General features: G+C 61.4%; 20 protein-coding genes and 1 tRNA gene. 15 read left to right on the forward strand and 6 right to left on the reverse strand.

Annotated features, from left to right (window positions below; all coding sequences use genetic code 11):
* Positions 1 to 44: 44 nt before the first annotated feature.
* From pqqB to exaC, 3 genes are all read right to left on the reverse strand, one after another.
* Entirely contained in the window at positions 45 to 956 is a 912-nt protein-coding gene (gene pqqB / locus NAV32_RS14920) for a pyrroloquinoline quinone biosynthesis protein PqqB (RefSeq protein WP_256053584.1), read from the reverse strand.
* 48 nt (positions 957 to 1,004) lie between these two features.
* Positions 1,005 to 1,076, reverse strand: a complete 72-nt coding sequence (gene pqqA / locus NAV32_RS14925) for a pyrroloquinoline quinone precursor peptide PqqA (protein ID WP_074436856.1) — start codon at positions 1,074 to 1,076, stop codon at positions 1,005 to 1,007.
* A 313-nt stretch (positions 1,077 to 1,389) separates the two neighbouring features.
* Positions 1,390 to 2,910 carry an acetaldehyde dehydrogenase ExaC gene (exaC, locus tag NAV32_RS14930; RefSeq protein ID WP_256053585.1) on the reverse strand — a complete coding sequence of 507 codons (1,521 nt, stop codon included), beginning with the start codon at positions 2,908 to 2,910 and terminating at the stop codon, positions 1,390 to 1,392.
* A gap of 413 nt (positions 2,911 to 3,323) precedes the next feature.
* Between exaC and pqqA (NAV32_RS17690) the strand changes: the two genes are divergently transcribed.
* The 6 genes from pqqA (NAV32_RS17690) (at position 3,324) to NAV32_RS14955 (ending at position 7,326) form a co-directional block, all read left to right on the forward strand.
* On the forward strand, positions 3,324 to 3,398 hold the full coding sequence (pqqA, locus tag NAV32_RS17690) for a pyrroloquinoline quinone precursor peptide PqqA (RefSeq protein ID WP_181087187.1): 75 nt from the start codon (positions 3,324 to 3,326) through the stop codon (positions 3,396 to 3,398).
* A 55-nt stretch (positions 3,399 to 3,453) separates the two neighbouring features.
* The gene (pqqD, locus tag NAV32_RS14935) at positions 3,454 to 3,747 is read left to right on the forward strand and encodes a pyrroloquinoline quinone biosynthesis peptide chaperone PqqD (RefSeq protein WP_256053586.1); all 294 of its coding nucleotides are present in this window, start codon (positions 3,454 to 3,456) and stop codon (positions 3,745 to 3,747) included.
* Positions 3,716 to 4,858, forward strand: a complete 1,143-nt coding sequence (pqqE, locus tag NAV32_RS14940; RefSeq protein ID WP_256053587.1) for a pyrroloquinoline quinone biosynthesis protein PqqE — start codon at positions 3,716 to 3,718, stop codon at positions 4,856 to 4,858. The genes pqqD and pqqE overlap by 32 nt, the downstream gene beginning before the upstream one ends.
* Before the next feature lie 84 nt (positions 4,859 to 4,942).
* Positions 4,943 to 5,440 carry a urate hydroxylase PuuD gene (locus NAV32_RS14945; protein WP_256053588.1) on the forward strand — a complete coding sequence of 166 codons (498 nt, stop codon included), beginning with the start codon at positions 4,943 to 4,945 and terminating at the stop codon, positions 5,438 to 5,440.
* Positions 5,421 to 6,545 carry a 3-phosphoserine/phosphohydroxythreonine transaminase gene (gene serC / locus NAV32_RS14950; protein ID WP_256053589.1) on the forward strand — a complete coding sequence of 375 codons (1,125 nt, stop codon included), beginning with the start codon at positions 5,421 to 5,423 and terminating at the stop codon, positions 6,543 to 6,545. Before NAV32_RS14945 ends, serC begins: the two co-directional genes overlap by 20 nt.
* On the forward strand, positions 6,532 to 7,326 hold the full coding sequence (locus NAV32_RS14955; RefSeq protein WP_256053590.1) for a phosphoserine aminotransferase: 795 nt from the start codon (positions 6,532 to 6,534) through the stop codon (positions 7,324 to 7,326). The genes serC and NAV32_RS14955 overlap by 14 nt, the downstream gene beginning before the upstream one ends.
* Before the next feature lie 62 nt (positions 7,327 to 7,388).
* Here NAV32_RS14955 and NAV32_RS14960 read toward each other — a convergent pair whose 3' ends face one another.
* Entirely contained in the window at positions 7,389 to 9,167 is a 1,779-nt protein-coding gene (locus NAV32_RS14960) for a PQQ-dependent methanol/ethanol family dehydrogenase (protein ID WP_256053591.1), read from the reverse strand.
* A gap of 283 nt (positions 9,168 to 9,450) precedes the next feature.
* On the opposite strand from NAV32_RS14960, the gene NAV32_RS14965 reads away from it, so the two are divergent.
* Positions 9,451 to 10,689: an ABC transporter substrate-binding protein gene (locus NAV32_RS14965; protein WP_256053592.1), complete on the forward strand. Its 1,239-nt coding sequence runs from the start codon at positions 9,451 to 9,453 to the stop codon at positions 10,687 to 10,689.
* A 155-nt stretch (positions 10,690 to 10,844) separates the two neighbouring features.
* Here the strand turns inward: NAV32_RS14965 and NAV32_RS14970 are convergent, their stop codons facing one another.
* Positions 10,845 to 12,032, reverse strand: a complete 1,188-nt coding sequence (locus NAV32_RS14970) for an acetyl-CoA C-acyltransferase (RefSeq protein ID WP_256053593.1) — start codon at positions 12,030 to 12,032, stop codon at positions 10,845 to 10,847.
* Between the two features lie 232 nt (positions 12,033 to 12,264).
* Here NAV32_RS14970 and NAV32_RS14975 point away from each other — a divergent pair, with 232 nt between their 5' ends.
* The 6 genes from NAV32_RS14975 to NAV32_RS15000 all read left to right on the forward strand — a co-directional run bounded on the left by NAV32_RS14975 (position 12,265) and on the right by NAV32_RS15000 (position 19,421).
* The gene (locus tag NAV32_RS14975; RefSeq protein WP_256053594.1) at positions 12,265 to 13,428 is read left to right on the forward strand and encodes an isovaleryl-CoA dehydrogenase; all 1,164 of its coding nucleotides are present in this window, start codon (positions 12,265 to 12,267) and stop codon (positions 13,426 to 13,428) included.
* An 85-nt stretch (positions 13,429 to 13,513) separates the two neighbouring features.
* Entirely contained in the window at positions 13,514 to 15,121 is a 1,608-nt protein-coding gene (locus tag NAV32_RS14980; protein ID WP_256053595.1) for a carboxyl transferase domain-containing protein, read from the forward strand.
* 80 nt (positions 15,122 to 15,201) lie between these two features.
* A complete protein-coding gene (locus NAV32_RS14985; protein ID WP_256053596.1) occupies positions 15,202 to 16,002 on the forward strand; it encodes a gamma-carboxygeranoyl-CoA hydratase in 801 nt (266 codons plus the stop codon).
* Complete coding sequence (locus NAV32_RS14990; RefSeq protein ID WP_256053597.1) at positions 15,999 to 18,005, forward strand: acetyl/propionyl/methylcrotonyl-CoA carboxylase subunit alpha; 2,007 nt, start codon at positions 15,999 to 16,001, stop codon at positions 18,003 to 18,005. Before NAV32_RS14985 ends, NAV32_RS14990 begins: the two co-directional genes overlap by 4 nt.
* A gap of 96 nt (positions 18,006 to 18,101) precedes the next feature.
* Positions 18,102 to 19,004 (forward strand): hydroxymethylglutaryl-CoA lyase, encoded by a 903-nt coding sequence (locus NAV32_RS14995; protein WP_256053598.1) that lies wholly within the window; start codon positions 18,102 to 18,104, stop codon positions 19,002 to 19,004.
* A gap of 18 nt (positions 19,005 to 19,022) precedes the next feature.
* Positions 19,023 to 19,421: a MerR family transcriptional regulator gene (locus NAV32_RS15000; protein ID WP_256053599.1), complete on the forward strand. Its 399-nt coding sequence runs from the start codon at positions 19,023 to 19,025 to the stop codon at positions 19,419 to 19,421.
* Between the two features lie 13 nt (positions 19,422 to 19,434).
* Here the strand turns inward: NAV32_RS15000 and uvrB are convergent, their stop codons facing one another.
* Positions 19,435 to 21,453 carry an excinuclease ABC subunit UvrB gene (gene uvrB, locus NAV32_RS15005; RefSeq protein ID WP_256053600.1) on the reverse strand — a complete coding sequence of 673 codons (2,019 nt, stop codon included), beginning with the start codon at positions 21,451 to 21,453 and terminating at the stop codon, positions 19,435 to 19,437.
* 242 nt (positions 21,454 to 21,695) lie between these two features.
* Between uvrB and NAV32_RS15010 the strand changes: the two genes are divergently transcribed.
* A complete protein-coding gene (locus tag NAV32_RS15010; protein ID WP_256053601.1) occupies positions 21,696 to 22,892 on the forward strand; it encodes an amino acid aminotransferase in 1,197 nt (398 codons plus the stop codon).
* A 53-nt stretch (positions 22,893 to 22,945) separates the two neighbouring features.
* Positions 22,946 to 23,021, forward strand: a tRNA-Asn gene (locus NAV32_RS15015).
* Positions 23,022 to 23,024 lie beyond the last annotated feature (3 nt).

Raw genomic sequence — 23,024 nt, forward strand, 5'->3', positions numbered from 1 at the left:
ACAGGCGCGCTGATGGTCTATGAGGCAATGGCGCAGGGCCAGCGTCAGAGTTCGATGCTCATACCGTCGAACGCCACTTCGATGCCCTGTTCGCCGAGTATTTCGCGCTCGACGGAATCTTCGTCCAGGATCGGATTGGTGTTGTTGATATGGATGAGAATCTTGCGCGTCGCCGGCAGTCCGTCGAGCACTTCGATCATGCCGCCCGAACCGCTCTGCGGCAGATGCCCCATCTCGCTGCCGAGCTTGTCGCCCACCTCGCGCACGCGCATCTCGTCATCACGCCAGAGCGTGCCGTCCACCAGCAGGCAGTCGGCGCGGCGCATGGTTTCCAGCAACTCGGGGCTGACCTGGCCCAGCCCCGGCGCATAGAACAGCGTGCCACCGCTCTGGCGATCCTCGATCAGCAGGCCGATGTTGTCGCCCGGATGCGGGTCATTGCGGTGCGGCGAATACGGTGGCGCAGAACTGCGCAGTGGAATAGGCGTAATCAGCAGGTTCGGGCAAGCCGGAATGACGAAGCTGCCCTGCAGGGGGATTGGATTCCACTTCAGGCCGCCATTCCAGTGTTCAAGCATGTTGAACAGCGGAAAACCGCTGGTCAGGTCCTGATGGACCATCTCAGTACACCAGACCTCATGAGGGCAACCTTCTCGCAGGGTCAGCAGGCCGGTGGTGTGGTCGATCTGGCTGTCGAGCAGGATGATCGCGGCGATGGCCGTGTCGCGCGGCTTGCGCGCCGGCTGCAGCTTGGGAAAGGCCTCCAGCTGGGCACGGATGTCCGGCGAGGCGTTGCACAGTATCCAGTCGATACCGTTGTCGCTGATGGCGATGGAAGACTGGGTGCGCGGTAGTGCGCGCAAGGTGCCGGCGCGCAGGCCGGCGCAGTTGGCGCAATTGCAGTTCCATTGTGGAAAGCCGCCGCCAGCAGCAGAGCCGAGAATCTGGATGAACATGGGCAGCTCCCGAAAATATGAAGCCCCGACCGGGCCGGGGCTGGTCGATCAGCGGTTGGCGAAGTACATGGTGACTTCAAAACCGATGCGCAGGTCGCTGAAAGCAGGCTTGGTCCACATGGCTTGTTCCTCTTGTCGTTGATGCCGGAGTTATTCCGACAACCTCATTAAGCACCCTATGCCTTTGCAAACAGAATGGTACTTTGGAAGGAGACAGCAACCTGCATTGGTAGTGCCTTTGGTGCAGACCAGAGCGCCTGAGAGGCAAGGCGAGAAAGCCGATTTACAGACGAAAAAAAACGCGGCCTGAGCCGCGCTGCAACAATGGACATCCGTGCTCGTGGGATAACGCTGGCCGGAATGCCCGCGCCCTTGGGCGCTCTGCAAGTCAACCGACGCGCGGGAGCAAGCGCGCCGGGTCCACCGAGAAGCGTTAGAAAAAGCCCAGCGGATTGATGTCGTAACTGACCAGCAGGTTCTTGGTCTGCTGATAGTGGTCGAGCATCATCTTGTGGGTTTCGCGGCCGACGCCGGATTTCTTGTAGCCACCGAACGCGGCATGCGCCGGATACAGGTGATAGCAGTTGGTCCAGACGCGACCGGCCTTGATGGCGCGGCCCATGCGGTAGGCGCGGTTGATGTCGCGAGTCCAGACACCGGCACCCAGGCCGAATTCGGTGTCGTTGGCGATGGCCAGCGCTTCGGCCTCGTCCTTGAAGGTGGTCACGGCCACCACCGGCCCGAAGATCTCTTCCTGGAACACGCGCATCTTGTTGTGGCCCTTGATCAGGGTCGGCTGCACGTAATAACCGGTCGCCAGACCACCTTCGAGCTTCTCGGCGGCGCCGCCGGTGAGAATCTCCGCACCTTCGCCACGGGCGATATCCATGTAGGACAGGATCTTGTCGAACTGCTGCTCGGATGCCTGGGCGCCGACCATGGTGTCGGTATCCAGCGGGTCGCCGCGCTTGATCTGCAGGATTTTCTTCATCACCACTTCCATGAAGGGCTCGAAGATCGATTCCTGAATCACCGCACGGGACGGGCAGGTGCAGACCTCGCCCTGGTTGAAGAACGCCAGCACCAGCCCTTCAGCGGCTTTCTCGATGAACGCCGGCTCGGCATTCATGATGTCTTCGAAGAAGATGTTCGGACTCTTGCCGCCCAGCTCCACGGTGCTCGGAATGATGTTCTCGGCGGCGCACTTCATGATGTGCGAACCGACTGGGGTCGAGCCGGTGAAGGCGATCTTGGCGATGCGGGTGCTGGTGGCCAGCGCCTGACCCGCTTCACGGCCGAAGCCCTGAACGATGTTCAGCACGCCTGGCGGCAGCAGGTCGCCGATGATTTCGGCAAACACCGTGATGGACAGCGGGGTCTGCTCGGCGGGTTTGAGGACCACGCAGTTACCTGCGGCCAGCGCCGGAGCCAGTTTCCAGGCGGCCATCAGGAAGGGGAAGTTCCATGGAATGATCTGACCGACCACGCCCAGCGGTTCGTGGAAATGGTAGGCGGCGGTGTGCTCGTTGATCTCGGCAGCGCTGCCTTCCTGGGCGCGCAGGCAGCCAGCGAAGTAACGGAAATGGTCAGCTGCCAGCGGAATATCGGCGTTCAGGGTTTCACGCACGGCCTTGCCGTTGTCCCAGGTCTCGGTGACGGCAAGCTTTTCCAGGTTGGCTTCGATGCGGTCAGCGATCTTCAGCAGGACCAGCGAACGCTCCTGAACGGACGTTTTGCCCCAGGCATCGGCGGCTGCATGGGCGGCATCCAGGGCCTTGTCGATGTCTTCGGCACCGGAGCGCGGGAATTCACCGATCAGCGAACCATCCACCGGACTGGTGTTGGCAAAGTACTCACCCTTGACCGGCGCAACAAACTCGCCACCGATGTAGTTGCCATAGCGGGGCTTGAGGGTGACGACGGCGCCTGCGGTACCGGGTTTGGCGTAGATCATGAGCGACCTCTCTCTTCACTTGTTGGAGCCTGGCCGGGATATGGCCAGGACATGGAGCGATCTTAGGCAGCCCGAGTCGCCTACCGGAATGCACCCTATGACCAGATGCCGTCCTCATTTGGTAGTAGACGCGAAGGCCTTGATCCGACGCAGGAACAGCCTGCTGGAATGGAAAAGATCGACTCGCCGCTTCACTTTCGCCCAGAAAAAACCGGCCAATCTAACCCTGTTCGGCCAAACACAATTGACCAACGACAAGATCAACAAGCCGATATGAAAATAATTTAAATAAGCAAGCCGAACACTACCAACTGAGCATCAAAACAGCCCGAAAGTTGTATTAGCCAATTCCTTCAAGCGTTCTAGCTTCCACTTGCAACACTTCATTCCGAACTTATTGAAGGAGACACAACATGCAGTGGATCAATCCGGAGTTTTGCGACCTGCGCCTGGGTTTTGAAGTGACGGCGTACGTCTACGTTCGCTAGATGAATCGCCTGCATGGGCGGATCTTCTGGCCATGCAGGTCTCGCGGGAGGAACCATGAAAGATACAGGCATCTGTTCCCAGAACATCTACGAAATACGCCCACCGTTCATGTTTCGCTGGGAAGCATCCCAGCAGGCTTATGTCCTCTTATATCCAGAAGGCATCGTGAAGTTGAATGAAACCGGCGGGCAGATTCTCAATCTCTGTGATGGCCAGAGGAGTGTCAAGAAACTGATCGAACACCTTGCAATATTGTATTGCGCATCGGATCTGGCCGCCGTACGCAGCGGCGTCATGAATTTTCTGGAGGTATCCCATGGCAAAGGCTGGATCCGAATTAAGGCTTGATGGCAGTGGCAATCCGGTCTGGCTGTTGCTGGAACTGACTTACCAGTGCCCGTTGCAATGTGTGTTCTGCAGCAATCCGCGCAACTTTGCCGACTATCGCAAGGACGAGTTGAGCACCGCCGAGTGGATCGATGTAATGAGCCAGGCGCGCGCCCTTGGCGCCCTGCAGATCGGCTTCTCGGGCGGCGAGCCGACGCTGCGCAAGGACCTTGAAACCCTGGTGGCCGAAGCCGACCGCCTGGGCTATTACACCAACCTGATCACCTCCGGCATCGGCCTGACCGAAGCACGCCTGCGTGCACTTAAGGAAGCCGGATTGCGACATATCCAGCTGGGCTTCCAATCCACCGACCCCGGGGTCGCAAAGCAGCTGGCAGGGGTCGATGTCTGGCAACGCAAGCGGGACATGGCACGACTGATCAAGGCCATGGATTTTCCGATGGTGCTCAACGTGCCCATCACCCGGCAGAACATCGCGCAGGTGCCAGAGATCATCACCTTCGCTGCCGAATTGGGCATCGAATACCTGGAACTGGCCAACGTCCAGTATTACAACTGGGCGCTGCTCAACCGCGAGCAATTGATGCCCACCCGCGCCGAACTGCAACGTGCCGAGGCGCAAGTCCGTGAAGCCCGTCAGCGCCTGGGCGATCAGTTGACCATCTTCTTCGTGATACCCGATTACTACGAAGGCCGCCCCAAGGCCTGCATGAACGGTTGGGGGGCAATTCACCTGACCATTGCACCCAATGGCGATGCACTGCCCTGCTCCCAGGCCGCCAACTTCAGCCACCTGACATTTCCCAATGTGCGCCAGCAGCCGCTGGAGAAAATCTGGCACGGGTCCTCGGTATTCGATTTGTATCGCGGCGACGCCTGGATGCCGGAGCCCTGCCGCAGTTGCGATGAAAAGGAGAAGGACTTTGGCGGCTGCCGCTGTCAGGCACTGCTGCTGACCGGCTCCGGCGACAACACCGACCCGGCCTGCAGCAAATCGCCCCACCACCATCTGATTCGCCAGGCAGTGGAACTGGCACAGCATCCGACGGCCGATGGGCAATTGATTCCACGGCACGCCAGCCAGGGGGTGAATATTGAAACTGCCTCATGACTCCTTTGCCGGCACCCTCAGCGCCGGCATTGGGCTGACACTGGCCTGTTATCTGCTGTTGCGCTGGCTCGTCTAGGAGTACGCATGTCTTTCCTCGATCTGCTGGCCCGCTATGGGCACCTGCTGTTCGCGCTGGTCTGGGTTGGCCACAACTACGCCAATTTCGTGCAGAACCCCAGGTTCGTCCCCCTGCACAACGGCATCGATGTGACGACACTGAACCGCGACCTGGAAGCACGCATGAAGCGTGAGCACGGCATCTTCCGTTACGCCTCGCTGGTGGTCTGGTTCAGCGGCCTGTTCATGCTCTGGCAACGCGGCTGGCTGCCGGATGCACTGTTGCTTCAAGGACCGCTGGCCGCCATCGGTCTGGGTGCATGGCTGGGCACCCTGATGCTGCTAAACCTGTGGCTGGTGCTCTGGCCGCACCAGAAGAAGCTGCTCGGCTTCGTTCCGGCCACGCTGGAAGAACGGATTCGCTGTTCACGGATCACCTTTTTGTCCTCTCGCACCAACACCATCCTGTCCTTCCCTGTGCTGTTTCTGATGGCGTTCGCCGGTCATGGCCTGCATCTCCTTTAAGGCGCCCGCCCGTGCAGCGCAGGCCGAGTCCTACAACTTCGCCGCCGGTCCGGCGATGCTGCCACAGGCCGTCATCGAACAGATCCGCGAGGAACTGCCCGACTGGCAAGGCAGTGGGCAGTCGATTCTGGAGCAGCCCTTTACAGGTTCACGCTTCAGGGCGCTCATGGAGCAGACCGAGGCGGATCTGCGCCAGTTGCTGGCGATCCCCTCGAACTATCGGGTGCTGTTCATGCAGGGCGGTGCGAGCGCCCAGTTCGCACTGTTGCCGCTGAACCTGCTCGCCCCCGGCCAGTCCGCCGACTATCTGGAAAGTGGCCACTGGTCATCCAAGGCGATCTTGGAAGCGCGCCGCCATGCCCCGCTGAATGTCATTGCCAGCAGCGCCGGCAACGGTTTTCAGGCCATGCCACCACGCCACCAGTGGCGCCTCGATCCAAATGCGGGTTATTGCCATGTCACCAGCAACGAAACCGCCAACGGCCTGCAGATGCAGCATTTCCCTGACTTGGCGGTGCCACTGGTGGCGGACATGACCTCGGACTTTCTCACCCGCCCGGTGCCAATCGAGCGCTTCGGACTCATCTACGCCAGCGCTCAGAAAAACCTCGGCATTGCCGGGCTTTGCCTGGTGATCATTCATGAAGACCTGCTCAGACTGCCCAGACCGGGACTGCCATCCCCCTTCTCTTATACCTTGCAAGCACAGCAGCAAAGCCGCCTGAACACACCGCCGACGTTCGCTATCTACTGCACCGCGCTGATGCTGCACTGGATTCAGAACCAGGGTGGACTGGTACGCATGGCCGCGGCCAGCCTGGAGAAAAGTACACATCTGTATGACTTCATCGACGCCAGCCCGCTCTATCGGTGCCGACAGCGCGCAGACGACCGTTCGAGGGTCAACCCCTGTTTTCATCTGAACGATGATCGTCTACTGGAGCCCTTTTTCGCTCAGGCTGAGTTCGAGGGCCTGCACAATCTGCGTGGACATGCCGCGATGGGCGGCATTCGCGCCAGCCTCTACAACGCGATGCCGCTCGCGGGCGTCGAGCGGCTGCTGGGATTCATGGCTGAATTCGAGCGGCGTCATGGCTGGGCCTGAACTTCGGCAAAGCATTCAGGCCATGGGGCTGGAGTTCCCGACCGTGCTGGGCGTCGCCGCCGGTTTCGACCCGCTCGGTCACTTGGGCAAAAGCGCATCGGCGCTGGGTTTCGGTTTCAATGAAATCGGCAGTCTGGACGCGGCATCACTGCCGGACAGGCTGCCGCTCAACCTGCAAGGAAGCGCACTCCTTGGGATCAATCTGAGGCTTGATCCAGGCCGTTCTGATCAGGCGCTGTGCCAGGGACTTGCACGCGCTTGGCCACACGCCGACTACCTGATGCTCAACCTGATCGGTCCTGGCAGCGAGGTGCTGCTCGACAGGCGGGAACGACCCCGTCTGTGTCACCTGTTGAGCGAACTCCTGCGTCAGCGGCACGCTCTGGAACAAACCACGGCACGCCATGTACCGCTGGCCGTGAAGGTGCGCAGCCTGCCCGGACAGATTCCGCTGGCGCTGGCGCAAATGCTCCTCGAGCTGGGGTACGACGGCTTGCTGGCCGCTCATGACCCCGGTCCGCCAGCGACTCGCCAACGCTACCTGGATTGGCAAAACCCTGCACATCAGGAACAGGCCTGCCGCCAGATCGAGGCATTACATCGGCTGTGCGCAAAGGATATGGCGTTGATGTCGGTGGGCGGCATCCAGACCCGCGAACACCTTCAGGCACGCCTGTCCGCTGGAGCCGAACTGGTGCAGATACATACCGCCCTGCTTCATCAGGGTCCGGGGATTGCCGGAGACTTGCTGAATCAGTCGCGAATTGTTCGAGTGATATAAAACGGCAGACGGAAAAAAGGCCGGCTAGATAGCCGACCTTCTTCGTTACAGCACGCCTGTTATCAACGCTTGGCCGTGACCAGCTCCTTCGGCAGCTTGAAGGTCCAGACCATGCCGCCCTGGTTGAAGTCCTTCACACGCTTGGCCACTTCGCCGCCCCACAACGGAACCGCACCACCCCAGCCGGAGAGCACGGAGACATACTGCTCGCCGTCCATTTCCCAGGTGACCGGGGAGCCGACGATGCCGGAGCCGGTGTTGAACTCATAGAGTTTCTTGCCGCTCTTGGCATCGAAGGCCATCAGATAGCCTTCCGGGTTGCCGGTAAAGACCAGGTTGCCCTTGGTGGTCAGCACGCCGCCCCAAAGAGGCGCGTAGTTCTTGTAGCGCCAGACTTCCTTGCCGGTCTTCGGATCGATGGCACGCAGTACGCCGATGTATTCCTCGTTGAGCGGCGTGATGGTGAAGCCCGCGCCCAGATAGGCTGCGCCCTTCTTGTAGGCCACGTCCTCGTTCCAGATATCCATGCCCCACTCGTTGGAGGGCACATAGAACAGCCCGGTGTCCTGACTGTAGGCCATTGGCATCCAGTTCTTGCCGCCGAGGAACGACGGCGCCACGAACACCGACTTGCCCTTGTCGGCACTGCCTGGAGCGCCCGGACGGAAATCGTCGTTGTAGAGCGGACGACCATTCTTGTCGAGGCCCTTGGCCCAGGTGATCTTGTCCACGAACGGGAATCCGCGGATAAACTTGCCGTTGGTGCGATCGAGTACGTAGAAGAAGCCGTTACGGTCTGCAGTGGCGGCAGCCTGGATGGTCTTGCCACCTTCCTTGTAGTCGAAGGAAATCAGCTCGTTGACACCGTCATAGTCCCAGCCGTCATGCGGCGTGGTCTGGAAATGCCATTTGATCGAGCCATCATCCGGGTTCAAGGCCAGACGGGACGAGGAGTACAGGTTATCGCCGGGACGCAGGTGCGAGTTCCACGGCGCCGGGTTACCGGTACCGAACAGCAGCGAGTCGGTATCCGGGTCGTAGTAACCACCCAGCCAGGGCGCCGCACCGCCGGTCTTCCACAGGTCACCCGGCCAGGTCTTGCCGGCTTCGCCACCGGATATACCGTTGTCGACCTTCTTGCCATCCTTCATCACGAAGCCCATGTGCCCTTCAACGGTCGGGCGGCTCCAGAGCAGCTCACCGTTTTTCGCGTCGTAGGCTTCGACCTTGCCGACCACACCGAACTCGCCACCGGCAACGCCCGTGATGATCTTGCCCTTGACGATGGTTGGCGCCGCAGTGATGGAGTAACCGGCCTTGTAGTCAGCGACCGTCTTGCGCCAGACGACCTTGCCGGTGTCCTTGTTCAGTGCGACCAGCTTGGCATCCAGTGTGCCGAAGATCACCAGGTCGCCGTACAGCGCCACGCCACGGTTGATCACGTCACAGCACGGCATGATGCCGTCCGGCAGCCGCGCATCGTACTGCCAGAGTTCCTTACCGGTGCGTGCGTCGATGGCGAACACCCTTGAGTAGGAACCGGTGACGTACATCACCCCGTCCTTGATCATCGGCTGCGATTCCTGGCCACGCTGTTTCTCTCCACCCAGAGAAAAGCCCCAGACCGGTCGCAACTGGGTGACGTTTTCGGTATTGAGCGTATCCAGCGTGCTGTAACGCTGCCCTTGCAGCCCCAGCCCGTTGGTCACGATCTGATCGGTAGTCTTGGCGTCACTGATTATGTCCTTATCGGTGACGGCCCAGGCCGATACGCTGGACAGTGCGATGCTGGCGCATAACGCTGTCAATGCGAAGGGTTTGCGAAGACCGGTGTGCTTCATTGCGGCTACCTCTGCGGGTTCATTGTTATCGTCGCCGGGAAGTTTTCCCGGTCTGCTGCCGATTCTTGGATCAAGGCGCCATCTCAACAATTGCCCGCAGTACCGATTTCCCTCCTTCCTTGGTAGCAATACCCCACCAGAGGGCGCGCAAACCTTGTGTTTCGACTGTTCAAAGGGCCATCAACCTGCACCGAAGTCGCGTCCCATGTGCCTGAAAAGAGTATTTCGCGCACCCTGCACACGCCGTACAACAGCCCCTCCTCCGCTCACAAGGACACGAGCCATGTTCCGTTCGCTCTTTCATTGCCTGTTGCTGACCCTTGTTGCCGCCAGTGCCCAGGCAAGCGAAACGATCCGTCTGGGGCTGAACTACCCCAGCACCGGCAATTACAAATCAGAAGGTCTTGAGTTGCGGCGTGGCGCGCTGCTTGCTGTCGAGGAAGTCAACCGCCGGGGCGGTGTATTGGGCCAGCCGCTGGAACTCATCAGCCGAAACTCGGCGGCACGGGAAGAAAAGGCGCTGGCCAATATCGATCGATTCGCCGCCCAGGGCGTGCGCATGATATTCGGTGGTGCCACCAGCGAAGAGGCCATCGCCGCCGGCAAGCGCGCGCGACAACTGGGGCTGCTGTATTTCCCCACGCTGGGTTATGCCAATGAAATCACTGGCCGCGAAGGTCATCGCCATCTGTTCCGGGAGACCAACAGCGCCTGGATGAGCGCGCGGGTGCTGGGCGAATACCTCAGCTGGCACCTGCCCAACCGGCGCTATTACTACATCAGCCTCGATGATGCCTGGGGTCACAGCATGGAACAGGCCTTGCGCGAAGCAACCAAAAGCCGGGACCGGGCACGGCACGGCTACACACGCATTCCAGCCCATGGCGCACGCCATGACGACTACCTGGCGGCGCTGAAGAAGGCCGAGGCCAGCAATGCCGATGTGCTGGTGGTCGTGCTGCTGGGACAGGACCTGGTACAGACCATGCGCCTTGCCAGCGATCTCCAGTTCAACAGGCGCGCACAGGTCATCGTGCCCAACCTGACCGCCAGCATCGTCGAACAGGCCGGACCACAGGTCATGGAGCACGTCGTCGGCACCAAGGCCTGGACCTGGCGTGTTCCGGCGCAGACGGGCAGCGAAGAGGGTCTGGCGTTCGTCGAGGCCTATATCAAACAGCATCAGAGCTATCCGGGCAGCACCGCAGCCTCGGCCTACGGCATTGTCCGACAATGGGCGGCTGCCGCGCAGCGAGCAGGCAGCGTCGAGAGCCAGGCGGTCATCGAGGCGCTCGAAGACCACCGCTACAGCCTGCTCAAGGACGAACAGTACTGGCGCGGTTTCGATCACCAGAACGTGCAGGGCATCTACGCCGTGCGCGTGCGCTCGCGCAACGACATCATGCAGGACCGCTTCAAGCAGGATTACTTCAGCATCATCCACCGCCTGGATGGCGAAGAAGCGGCGCCCAGCCTGGACGACTGGCAACAGGAGCGTGGCGAAGAGTTGACCTTGCAATAGCCTCGGGTCGCCGGATTACGCCTTCGGCTTTTTGGTGGGAGCGGACTTGTCCGCGAGCTTTTGCTCTGGACGCCATGAAAAGCTCGCGAATGGATTCGCTCCCACGCTCTGGCTTCGTAAATCGGTTCACGCTCCATCGAGTCGACGAGTCCCGATCAACCAACCCGTTCGATGGCCATGGCCGTCGCTTCGCCGCCGCCGATGCAGATGGCCGCGATGCCCTTGCGCAAGCCGCGGGCGCGCAGTGCCGCAATCAGGGTGACGAGGATGCGCGCGCCGGACGCCCCTATCGGGTGGCCGAGCGCACAAGCGCCGCCATTGACATTGACCTTGGCGTGATCCAGACCCAGCTCGCGCATGGCGACCATGCTGACCACGGCAAATGCCTCGTTGATTTCGAACAGATCCACCTCGTCGAGTCGCCAGCCGGTGCGTTCGAGCAACCGTCGGATGGCGCCGATGGGGGCCGTCGGGAACAGGCCGGGGGCATCGGCAAACGCCGCATGGCCGCGAATCACCGCTTGTGGCGTCAGGCCCAGTCGCTCGGCTTCGCCAAGACGGCTCAGCACCAATGCCGCCGCACCATCGGAAATGGAACTGGAGTTCGCAGCCGTAACGGTACCGCCCTCGCGAAAGGCCGGCTTGAGGGTAGCGATCTTCTCCGGCATCGCCTTCGGCGGCTGCTCATCATCACGAATCTCGCGCTGCTCGAGGCCCTGTGTAATCTGAAGCGGGACGATTTCATCAGCGAATCGCCCAGTGGCAATGGCGTCACGGGCGCGCTGCAGCGAGGTCATGGCATAGGCATCCTGCTCCTCACGGGTAAAGCCATGGCTCTGCGCGCAATCCTCGGCAAAGGTGCCCATCAGTCGACCCTTGTCGTAGGCATCTTCGAGGCCGTCAAGAAACATGTGATCAAGCACCTTGCCGTGCCCCATGCGATAACCGCTGCGGGCCTTTTCCAGCAGATAGGGTGCGTTGGACATGCTCTCCATACCGCCCGCGACCACCCGTTCGACGCTACCGGCACACAGCGCATCGTGGGCCATGATCACCGCCTGCATACCGGAGCCGCACATCTTGTTCAGCGTGGTGCAACTGGTGCCCAGGCCCAACCCGGCAGCCAGCGCCGCCTGCCGCGCAGGCGCCTGGCCAAGGCCGGCGGCAAGCACACAGCCCATCAGCACCTGCTGCACGCTGTCAGCTGCGACTCCGCTGCGCTGCACTGCGGCGCGAATGGCCGCCGCTCCCAGCTCCGGCGCACGGAGGTTTTTCAGATCACCCTGAAAGCCGCCCATGGGCGTGCGGGCGCTGGCTAGAATCACGATTGAATCGGTGTTCATTGTCTTCTCCGCGGCTTTCCGAAAAGGTTTTCTTGAAGGCATCGACCGGGCCCGACCCTCTGACGCCAGGGTGCCGGACAGCCTTCGCTACTGAAATCACACTGGAAAATCCTGGGCAGGCTGAGCCCAATTGACAATAGCGCAAGGCCCGCCTTACGTTAACGTAAAGGGAACGAATTGTTTCCAGCGCACGGCGCTCCACTGACCAGAACAACAACAGGCAGGTGGTTTGATGAATCATTCCGGGCTCAATTTCGCACTTGGCGAAACCCTCGACATGCTGCGTGATCAGGTGGCGCACTTCGTTGCCAGCGAGCTGGCGCCGCGCGCCGAAGCCATCGACCGCGACAATGCCTTCCCCCACGACATGTGGCGCAAGTTCGGTGACATGGGCCTGCTCGGCGTGACCGTCTCCGAGGAGTACGGCGGTGCCGGCCTCGGCTACCTGGCCCATGTGCTGGCGATGGAGGAAATCAGCCGGGGCTCGGCCTCGGTGGCGCTGTCCTACGGCGCGCATTCCAACCTGTGCGTCAACCAGATCAACCGCAACGGCAACCCCGAACAGAAGACGAAGTACCTGCCCAGGCTGATCAGCGGCGAACACGTTGGCGCACTGGCAATGAGCGAACCCAATGCCGGCTCCGACGTGGTTTCGATGAAACTGCGTGCCGAGAGAAAAGGCGACCGCTTCATCCTCAACGGCAGCAAGACCTGGATCACCAACGGCCCCGACGCCAACACTTACGTGATCTACGCCCGCACCGACCCGAGCGGAGGCGCGCATGGCATCAGCGCCTTTATCGTCGAGCGCGACTGGAAAGGCTTCTCCCGTGGCAACAAGTTCGACAAGCTCGGCATGCGCGGCTCCAACACCTGCGAGCTGTTCTTCGACGATGTCGAAGTCCCGGAAGAGAACCTGCTGGGCGCCGAGAACGGTGGCGTCAGGGTGCTGATGAGCGGTCTGGATTACGAGCGCGTAGTGCTGGCCGGTGGCCCGGTCGGCATCATGCAGGCCTGTCTGGACGTGGTACTGCCCTATATCCACGACCGCCAGCAGTTCGGGCAGAGCATCGGTGAGTTCCAGTTCATCCAGGGCAAGGTGGCCGACATGTACACCCAGCTCAACGCCAGCCGCGCCTACCTCTACACCGTTGCGCAAGCCTGCGACCGTGGCGAAACCACCCGCAAGGACGCCGCTGGGGTGATCCTGTACACCGCCGAGGCGGCGACGCAAATGGCACTGCAGGCGATCCAGGTTCTCGGTGGCAATGGCTATATCAACGAATTCCCCACTGGCCGCCTGCTGCGCGACGCAAAGCTCTATGAGATCGGCGCTGGTACCAGCGAGATTCGCCGCATGCTGATCGGGCGCGAGTTGTTCAACGAAACCAAGTGAGCGGTAGGGTGGAAAATCACCAAGCATTTTCCACCAGAGCCGGTGGATGGATAAAGCGTCATCCACCCGAAACCGGAGCCACACCATGGCCATCCTGAATACCCGGATCAACAGCCGCTCACCCGAGTTCTCGGCCAACCGCGAAGCGATGCTGGATCAGGTGAACGAGTTACGCACCCTGCTCGGTCGTATCAGCGAAGGCGGCGGCGCAACGGCCCAGCAACGCCATGTTTCACGCGGCAAGCTGCTGGTGCGCGAGCGCATCGACAGCCTGCTCGATCCCGGCTCGGCGTTTCTGGAGTTGTCGCCATTGGCCGCGCACGCGGTGTATGGCGAAGAAGTGCCCGCCGCCGGCGTGGTGGCCGGGATAGGCCGAGTCGAAGGCATCGAGTGCATGATCATTGCCAATGACGCCACGGTAAAAGGCGGCACCTACTACCCGCTGACAGTAAAAAAGCATCTGCGCGCCCAGGCCATCGCCCAGGAAAATCGTCTGCCGTGCATTTATCTGGTGGATTCCGGCGGCGCCAACCTGCCGCGCCAGGACGAGGTGTTTCCCGACCGCGAACACTTCGGTCGGATCTTCTTCAATCAGGCCAATATGAGCGCCCTGGGCATCCCGCAGATCGCTGTGGTCATGGGCTCCTGCACGGCAGGCGGAGCCTATGTGCCGGCGATGGCCGACGAAACCATCATGGTGCGCGAACAGGCCACCATCTTTCTGGCTGGCCCACCCTTGGTCAAAGCCGCCACCGGCGAGGTGGTAACCGCCGAGGAACTGGGCGGCGCCGAGGTGCATTGCAAGACCTCCGGCGTCGCCGATCATTACGCCGAGAACGACGAACACGCCCTCGCACTCGCCCGCCGCTGTGTGGCCAATCTCAACTGGCGCAAGCACGGACAACTGCAGGTGCGCGAGCCAAGGCCGCCGCTCTATCCGGCTGATGAGCTGTACGGCATCATTCCAGCCCAGACCAAACAGCCTTACGACGTGCGCGAAGTGATCGCACGACTGGTGGATGCCAGCGAGTTCGATGAATTCAAGGCGCTGTTCGGCACCACGCTGGTGTGCGGCTTCGCCCACCTGCACGGCTACCCCGTCGCCATCCTGGCCAACAACGGCATCCTGTTTTCTGAAGCCGCGCAGAAAGGCGCGCACTTCATCGAACTGGCCTGCCAGCGCGGCATCCCGCTGCTGTTTCTGCAGAACATCACCGGTTTTATGGTCGGGCAGAAATACGAAGCCGGTGGCATCGCCAAGCACGGCGCCAAGCTGGTCACCGCCGTGGCCTGCGCGCGGGTGCCGAAGTTCACGGTGATCATCGGCGGCAGCTTCGGTGCGGGTAACTACGGCATGTGCGGGCGCGCCTACGATCCGCGTTTTCTGTGGATGTGGCCCAACGCACGCATCGCCGTGATGGGTGGTGAACAGGCCGCCGGCGTACTGGCCCAGGTCAAGCAGGAACAGAGCGAGCGTGCCGGCAACACGCTCAGTGACAAAGAGGTGGCAGCCATCAAACAGCCAATCCTCGAACAGTACGAGCGCCAGGGCCACCCGTACTATTGCAGTGCACGATTGTGGGATGACGGCGTAATCGATCCGGCGCAGACGCGCGACGTGCTGGGCCTGGCGATTTCGGCCAGCCTCAATGCATCCATCGAGCCAACGCGTTTCGGCGTATTCCGTATGTGAAGGGCCGCATGTGATAACCGTAGGACGGGCGCAGCCCGCCGAACACTCGCGGGTTTCACCCGCCCGGCGCTGGAGTTCAGATGACCGATTTCACTACCGTACAGCTTGAAACCGACCCGCGCGGCTTAGCCACCCTCTGGCTGAATCGGCCGGAAAAGAACAACGCCTTCAATGCCGAAATGATTCGCGAACTGGTACTCGCCATCGACCAGGTACAGGCGGATCCGTCATTGCGTTTTCTGCTGCTGCGCGGGCGCGGGCGACATTTCTGCGCCGGCGCCGATCTGGCCTGGATGCAGCAATGCGCAGCGCTGGATTTCGAGGCCAACCTCGGCGATGCGCGTCAGCTGGGCAAACTGATGTACAGCATCTACCACCTGAAACTGCCGACGCTGGCCGTGGTGCAGGGAGCTGCGTTCGGCGGCGCACTCGGCCTTATTGCCGCCTGCGACATGGCCATCGGTGCGAGCAGCGCGGAGTTTTCACTGTCGGAAGTGCGCATCGGCCTTGCTCCGGCGGTGATCAGTCCGTTGCTGTTCAAGGCCATCGGCGAACGCGCGACACGCCGCTACGCCCTGACTGGCGAGCGCTTCAGCGCTGAAAAGGCCTGTGAGCTGGGCCTACTGTCGGAGATCTACGCCGCCGAGGAGCTGGACGCATGCGTGGAGGACTGGATCGGCACCCTGCTGCTCAACGGCCCGCACGCCATGCGCGCCTGCAAGGATCTGCTGCGTGAAACGGCCAGCGCCTCGCTCAACCCGGCCCTGCGCCGCTATACCGAGAACGCCATCGCGCAGATTCGCGTCAGCCCCGAGGGCCAGGAAGGCCTGAATGCCTTTCTGGAAAAACGCCGCCCTGCCTGGCAGGAGAGCCAATCATGACCCGCCCCATCGATACCCTGCTGGTCGCCAACCGGGGCGAGATCGCCTGCCGCGTGATGCGCACCGCAAAAGCCACGGGCCTGACCACGGTGGCGGTTCACAGCGCCATTGACCGCGACGCCCGGCATGTCCGCGAGGCCGACCGATGTGTCGATCTGGGTGGCGCCAAGCCGGCCGAAAGCTATCTGCTGATCGATAAAATTATTGCCGCCGCGCAGACCAGCGGCGCTCAGGCGATTCATCCCGGCTACGGTTTTCTTTCCGAAAACGCCGATTTCGCTCGCGCTGTCGAAGACGCCGGCTTGATCTTTCTCGGCCCGCCCGCCTCTGCCATCGACGCCATGGGCAGCAAGTCCGCCGCCAAAGCGCTGATGGAAAAGGCCGGCGTGCCCTTGGTGCCCGGTTATCACGGCGACGACCAGACGCTGGACAGCTTCCGCACCGCCGCCGGGCGCATTGGCTATCCGTTGTTGTTCAAGGCCACTGCCGGTGGCGGCGGCAAAGGCATGAAAGTGGTCGAGCGCGAAGCCGATCTGGCCGAAGCCCTGCAGTCGGCCCAGCGCGAGGCGCAGTCGGCATTCGGCGATTCACGCATGCTGCTGGAGAAGTACCTGCTAAAGCCGCGCCATGTGGAAATCCAGGTGTTCGCCGACCAGCACGGCAACTGCCTCTACCTCAACGAGCGCGACTGCTCAATCCAGCGCCGCCACCAGAAAGTCGTCGAAGAAGCACCAGCCCCCGGCCTTTCGCCGGAGTTGCGCCGCGCCATGGGTGAGGCCGCTGTCAAGGCGGCGCAGGCCATCGGTTATGTCGGCGCCGGCACCGTGGAATTTCTGCTCGACGCCGCTGGCGCGTTCTTCTTCATGGAGATGAATACCCGTCTGCAGGTGGAGCATCCGGTCACTGAAGCCATCACTGGTCTGGATCTGGTGGCCTGGCAGATTCGTGTCGCCCGCGGCGAGCCGTTGCCGATTACTCAGACACAGGTTCCGCTGAACGGTCACGCCATCGAAGTGCGTTTGTACGCCGAAGACCCGGACAGGGATTTTCTTCCCGCCACCGGTCGCCTTGACCTGTACCGTGAACCTCAAGCCGGACCCGGCCGGCGTGTGGACAGCGGCGTAACCGAGGGCGACAGCGTCTCGCCCTTCTACGACCCCATGCTCGGCAAGCTGATCGCCTGGGGCGAGAACCGTGAGGAAGCGCGCCTGCGCCTGCTGGCGATGCTCGCTGAAACTCATATTGGCGGTGTACGCAGCAACCTCGCCTTTTTGCGTCGAGTGCTCGGCCATCCGGCGTTTGCCGCTGCCGAACTGGACACCGGCTTTATCCCGCGCTATGCAGATGAGCTGCTGCGCACAGCCGGCGAACTGACGGATGAATTCTGGCATGTGGCTGCCGAGCTGTTCGTCGAAACCGAACCGGCTCGGGTACGCAGCGACGATGTGCATTCACCCTGGGCGAAACGTGAGGGCCTGCGCTTGGGCATGTCCAGGCAAATCTGCGTGCATGTGAAATGCAACGGTGAAAGCCGTCGAGTTCGACTCGCGGCAGCTTCATGTAGGAGCGAGCTTGCTCGCGACGGTGACGGTGACGGTGACGGTGACGGTGACGGTACAAGTTCAACCAGAACCCTTTTCGCGAGCAAGCTCGCGCCTACAGGGGTATCGCGCCAGCCGAAGGCCTTTCGCCAGAGCGACACTTTATATCTGCAGTGGAACGGCGAATTGCAGGCGGTCACGGCATTCGACCCCATCGCCGCCGCGCAAGCCGACCACTCGCACCAGGGCGGCCTGACGGCCCCGATAAACGGCAACATCGTCCGCGTGCTGGTCGAGGTCGGCCAGCGGGTTGAAGCCGGCACCGCGCTGATCGTACTGGAAGCCATGAAGATGGAGCACAGCATTCGCAGCGCCCAGGCCGGTGTGGTCAAGCGCCTGTTCTGCAGCGAAGGCGAGATGGTCAGCGAAGGTGCGGTCTTGCTGGAGATGGACGAACCCTGAATATCGTGTGGTGGAAAACGCCGAAGGTTTTTCCACCACACGCAAACCATGATCAGGTGGAAAATGCTGCGCAGTTTTCCACCCTACGGAGCACGTATGACCCTGCCCAAACACGTTCGTCTGGTCGAAGTCGGCCCGCGCGACGGCCTGCAGAACGAGAAACAGCCGATCAGCATCGCCGACAAGGTGCAACTGGTGAACGACCTCTCCGCTGCCGGCGTGCAGTACATCGAGGTCGGCAGTTTCGTCTCGCCCAAGTGGGTGCCGCAGATGGCCGGTTCCGCCGACGTTTTCGCGCGGATCGAGCAGAAGCCAGGCGTGACCTACGCCGCCCTGACACCCAATCTCAAGGGACTGGAAGCGGCCATCGCGGCAGGCGTCAGTGAAGTCGCGGTGTTTGCCGCCGCGTCGGAGGCCTTCTCACAGAAGAACATCAACTGCTCCATCGACGAAAGCCTGACGCGTTTCGCTCCCCTGCTGGAAATGGCCCGCGCCAATGGCGTTCAGGTGCGTGGCTATGTCTCCTGCGTACTGGGCTGCCCCTATGAAGGGGAAGTCGATCCGGCGCACGTCGCCCATGTCGCGCGTGAGCTGTTCGCCATGGGTTGCTACGAGATTTCCCTGGGTGACACCATCGGCACCGGCACGCCTGGCAAGACCCGTCAGTTGATCGAAGTAGTCAGCCACGGCGTACCATGCGACAAGCTTGCCGGGCACTTTCACGACACCTACGGCCAGGCACTGGCAAACCTCTATGCAAGCCTGCTCGAAGGCCTCTGCGTATTCGACAGCTCGGTCGCGGGGCTCGGTGGCTGTCCCTATGCCAAGGGCGCGAGCGGCAATGTGGCCAGCGAGGACGTGCTCTACATGCTCGACGGACTGGGCATCGACACCGGCATCGACCTGGCTGCGCTGGTCGCCGCCGGACAGCGCATCAGCGATGTGCTGGGCCGCCCCAACGCCTCGCGAGTCGCGCGGGCGCGGCAGAACGCCGTTTGACATACAGGAAGACGTCTCATGGCGCAGCCGACCTACAGCATTTCCGATCTGGCCAACGAACTGGATATCACCACCCGTGCCATCCGCTTCTATGAAGAACAGGGCATGCTCGCCCCCACGCGGCGCGGCCAGGAGCGCATCTACAGCCCCAGGGACCGCGTTGCCTTGAAGTTGATTCTGCGCGGCAAGCGCATCGGTTTTTCCCTGGCCGAATGCAAGACCCTGATCGAGCTCTACGATCCCCGTGCCGGCAACCGGAAGCAGCTGCAGATCATGCTCGCCATGATCGCCGAACGCCGCCTGCAACTCGAACAGCAGCTACTGGATATCCAGCAAATGCAACTGGAACTCGACACTGCCGAGGAACGCTGCCTGCAGGCGCTGACGGCGACAGCAGAACAGGCGGAGTCAGACTGAGGTGCTTGAGGGTTTAGACCTGCAACAGCCGATCACGCAGCTTGTGGATCTCGTCGCGCGTCTGTGCAGCGGCTTCAAACTCCAGATCACGGGCATGGGCAAGCATTCTTTCTTCCAGCTGACGGATACGTTTGGTGATCTCGCTGGGTGAACGCAGCTCGTTCTCGTAACGCGCCGCTTCCTCCGCAGCCTTGGCCTCACCGCGCCGTTTCTTGCTGCGCGAACCCGGCACGGTGGCGCCTTCGAGGATGTCCTGAACGTCCTTGAACACGCCTTTCGGGATGATGCCGTGCGCCTCATTGAAGGCAATTTGCTTATTACGCCGCCGCTCGGTTTCGCCAATCGCCCGCTCCATCGACCCGGTAATGCGATCGGCATAAAGAATGGCCCGGCCATTGAGATTACGCGCGGCCCGGCCAATGGTCTGGATCAGCGAACGCTCGGAGCGCAGAAAACCTTCCTTGTCCGCATCGAGGATCGCCACCAGCGACACCTCCGGCATATCCAGCCCTTCACGCAGCAGGTTGATACCCACCAGCACATCGAACACCCCAAGGCGCAGGTCGCGAATGATCTCGACTCGCTCAACGGTGTCGATATCCGAGTGCAGATAGCGCACCCGCACGCCGTGGTCACCGAGATAGTCGGTCAGATCCTCGGCCATGCGCTTGGTCAGGGTGGTGACCAGCACGCGCTCTTCCTTGGCCACGCACTTGCTGATTTCCGACAGCAGATCATCGACCTGCGTCAACGCCGGGCGTATTTCGATTTGCGGATCGACCAGTCCGGTAGGTCGCACCACCTGTTCGACCACCCGACCTGCATGCTCGGCCTCGTAGGGGCCTGGTGTGGCGGAAACGAAGATGGTCTGCGGGCTGATCGCCTCCCATTCATCAAAGCGCATGGGCCGGTTATCCAGCGCCGAAGGCAGGCGAAAGCCGTACTCCACCAGGGTTTCCTTGCGCGAACGGTCGCCTTTGTACATGGCGCCGACCTGCGGCACGCTGACGTGGGACTCGTCGATCACCAGCAGCGCATCCGCCGGCAAGTAGTCATAAAGGGTTGGCGGCGCCTCGCCACTGTCGCGGCCCGAAAGGTAGCGCGAGTAGTTCTCGATGCCATTGCAGTAACCGAGTTCCATGATCATTTCCAGATCGAAACGGGTGCGCTGCTCCAGCCGCTGCGCTTCCACCAGCTTGTTCTGGCTGCGCAGGTAATCCAGCCGGTCCTTGAGCTCGACCTTTATCTTTTCCACCGCCTCCAGCAGGGTTTCGCGCGGCGTCACATAGTGGCTCTTGGGGTAGAAGGTGAAGCGCGGCAGCTTGCGAATGATCTCCCCGGTCAGCGGATCAAAGGCCGACAGGCTTTCGACCTCGTCATCGAAGAGCTCGATACGCACCGCCTCCAGATCGGATTCAGCAGGGAAGATATCGATCACATCACCACGCACACGAAAGGTCGCACGGGCGAAATCCATGTCGTTGCGGGTGTATTGCAGACCAGTCAGGCGACGCAACAATTCACGCTGATCGAGCCGGTCGCCGCGGTCCACGTGCAGCACCATCTTCAGGTACGACTGCGGATCGCCCAGGCCGTAGATGCACGACACCGTGGTGACAATAATGGCGTCCTTGCGCTCCAACAGCGCCTTGGTCGCGGACAGGCGCATCTGCTCGATATGGTCGTTGATCGAAGCATCCTTCTCGATGAAGGTGTCAGACGACGGCACATAGGCTTCAGGCTGGTAGTAGTCGTAATAAGAAACGAAATACTCCACCGCGTTGCGCGGAAAGAACGCCTTGAACTCGCCATAGAGCTGCGCGGCCAGGGTCTTGTTCGGTGCCAGCACAAGCGTCGGGCGCTGCACATGGGCAATGACGTTGGCGATGCTGAAGGTCTTGCCGGAGCCCGTAACACCCAGCAGTGTCTGATGCGACAAGCCGGCCTCGATGCCTTCGATCATCTGCCGAATGGCTTCGGGCTGGTCACCGGCAGGCTTGAAGCGTGTGACCAATTCGAACTGCTGCGACATAGCGACCTCTTGGATTGCGAACCGACCCTGTCAGGGCGCGGCTGAATTGCCAATTGTGCCATTTCCGGACGCCGAACAACGGCAATGCGCCCGTGTGAACCGAGCGATTCTGTCAGAAAAACCGCTCAGGCATCTCGCGACGAAGAGCCGGGGCCGCTATACTCTTGCCCCGTTTGCGCACAGCCCTCAGCGCGAAGCGAGGGTGCTGTATCACTCACCTCCTTGTCTTCGAGCCTCCCACCATGAGTTTGTTCTCTGCTGTCGAAATGGCGCCGCGCGATCCGATTCTCGGCCTCAATGAAGCCTTCAACGCCGACACGCGGCCGAACAAGGTCAATCTGGGAGTTGGCGTCTATTACAACGAAGAAGGTCGCATTCCCCTGCTGCGCGCCGTTGCCGCGGCGGAAATGGCGCGCCTGGAGCTGAATGCACCACGCGGTTATCTCCCCATCGAAGGGATCGCCAGCTATGACATGGCGGTCCAGGGCCTGCTGTTCGGCGCGGATTCGGCACTGGTTGCCGATGGTCGCGTCGTCACCACCCAGGCGCTGGGCGGTACCGGCGCACTGAAAATCGGTGCCGACTTCCTCAAGCGCATCCTGCCGGACGCCGTCGTCGCCATCAGCAATCCGAGCTGGGAAAACCACCGCGCCCTGTTCGAGTCGGCCGGCTTCGCCGTGCAGAACTACAGCTACTACAACGCAAGCAGCCATGACGTCGACCGCGCGTCCATGCTCGAAGACCTGAACAGCCTTCCGCCCCGCTCCATCGTGGTGCTGCATGCCTGCTGCCACAACCCAACCGGCGTCGACCTGCTGCCAGAAGACTGGAAACAGGTGCTGGAAGTCCTGCGCGCCAAGGATCATGTGCCCTTCATCGACATCGCCTATCAGGGCTTCGGTGACGGCATCGAGGAAGACGCTGCCGCCGTGCGCCTGTTTGCCGAATCGGGCATGACCTTCTTCGTCTCCAGCTCCTTCTCCAAATCCTTTTCGCTGTATGGCGAGCGCGTCGGCGCGCTGTCGATGGTTACCCAAAGTCGTGAAGAGTCGACTCGCGTGCTCTCGCAGATCAAGCGCGTGATTCGCACCAACTATTCCAACCCACCGACCCATGGTGCGACCGTGGTTTCGGCCGTTCTCAACAATCCCGAACTGCGCGCCATGTGGGAAACCGAACTGGGCGAGATGCGTACCCGCATCCAGGAAATGCGCCTGAGCATGGTTCGCCAGCTGGCCGAAAAAGGCGCCAAACAGGACTTCAGCTTCGTCGCCAAGCAGCGCGGCATGTTCTCCTATTCCGGCTTGACAGCGGCACAGGTCGAGCGCCTGCGCGTGGAATTCGGCGTCTACGCCATCGGCACCGGACGCATCTGCGCCGCCGCCCTGAACCACGACAATCTGGACCACGTCACCGATGCCATCGTACAGGTGATCTGAACCGGGCCCAGGGTTGACTTACCCTTAATAAACAGTAGGATACGCACCGCAGTTCCGCGATAGCTCAGTCGGTAGAGCAAATGACTGTTAATCATTGGGTCCCTGGTTCGAGTCCAGGTCGCGGAGCCAAAT

The sequence above is a fragment of the Stutzerimonas stutzeri genome (assembly GCF_024448695.1).
GTDB lineage: Bacteria > Pseudomonadota > Gammaproteobacteria > Pseudomonadales > Pseudomonadaceae > Stutzerimonas > Stutzerimonas stutzeri_T.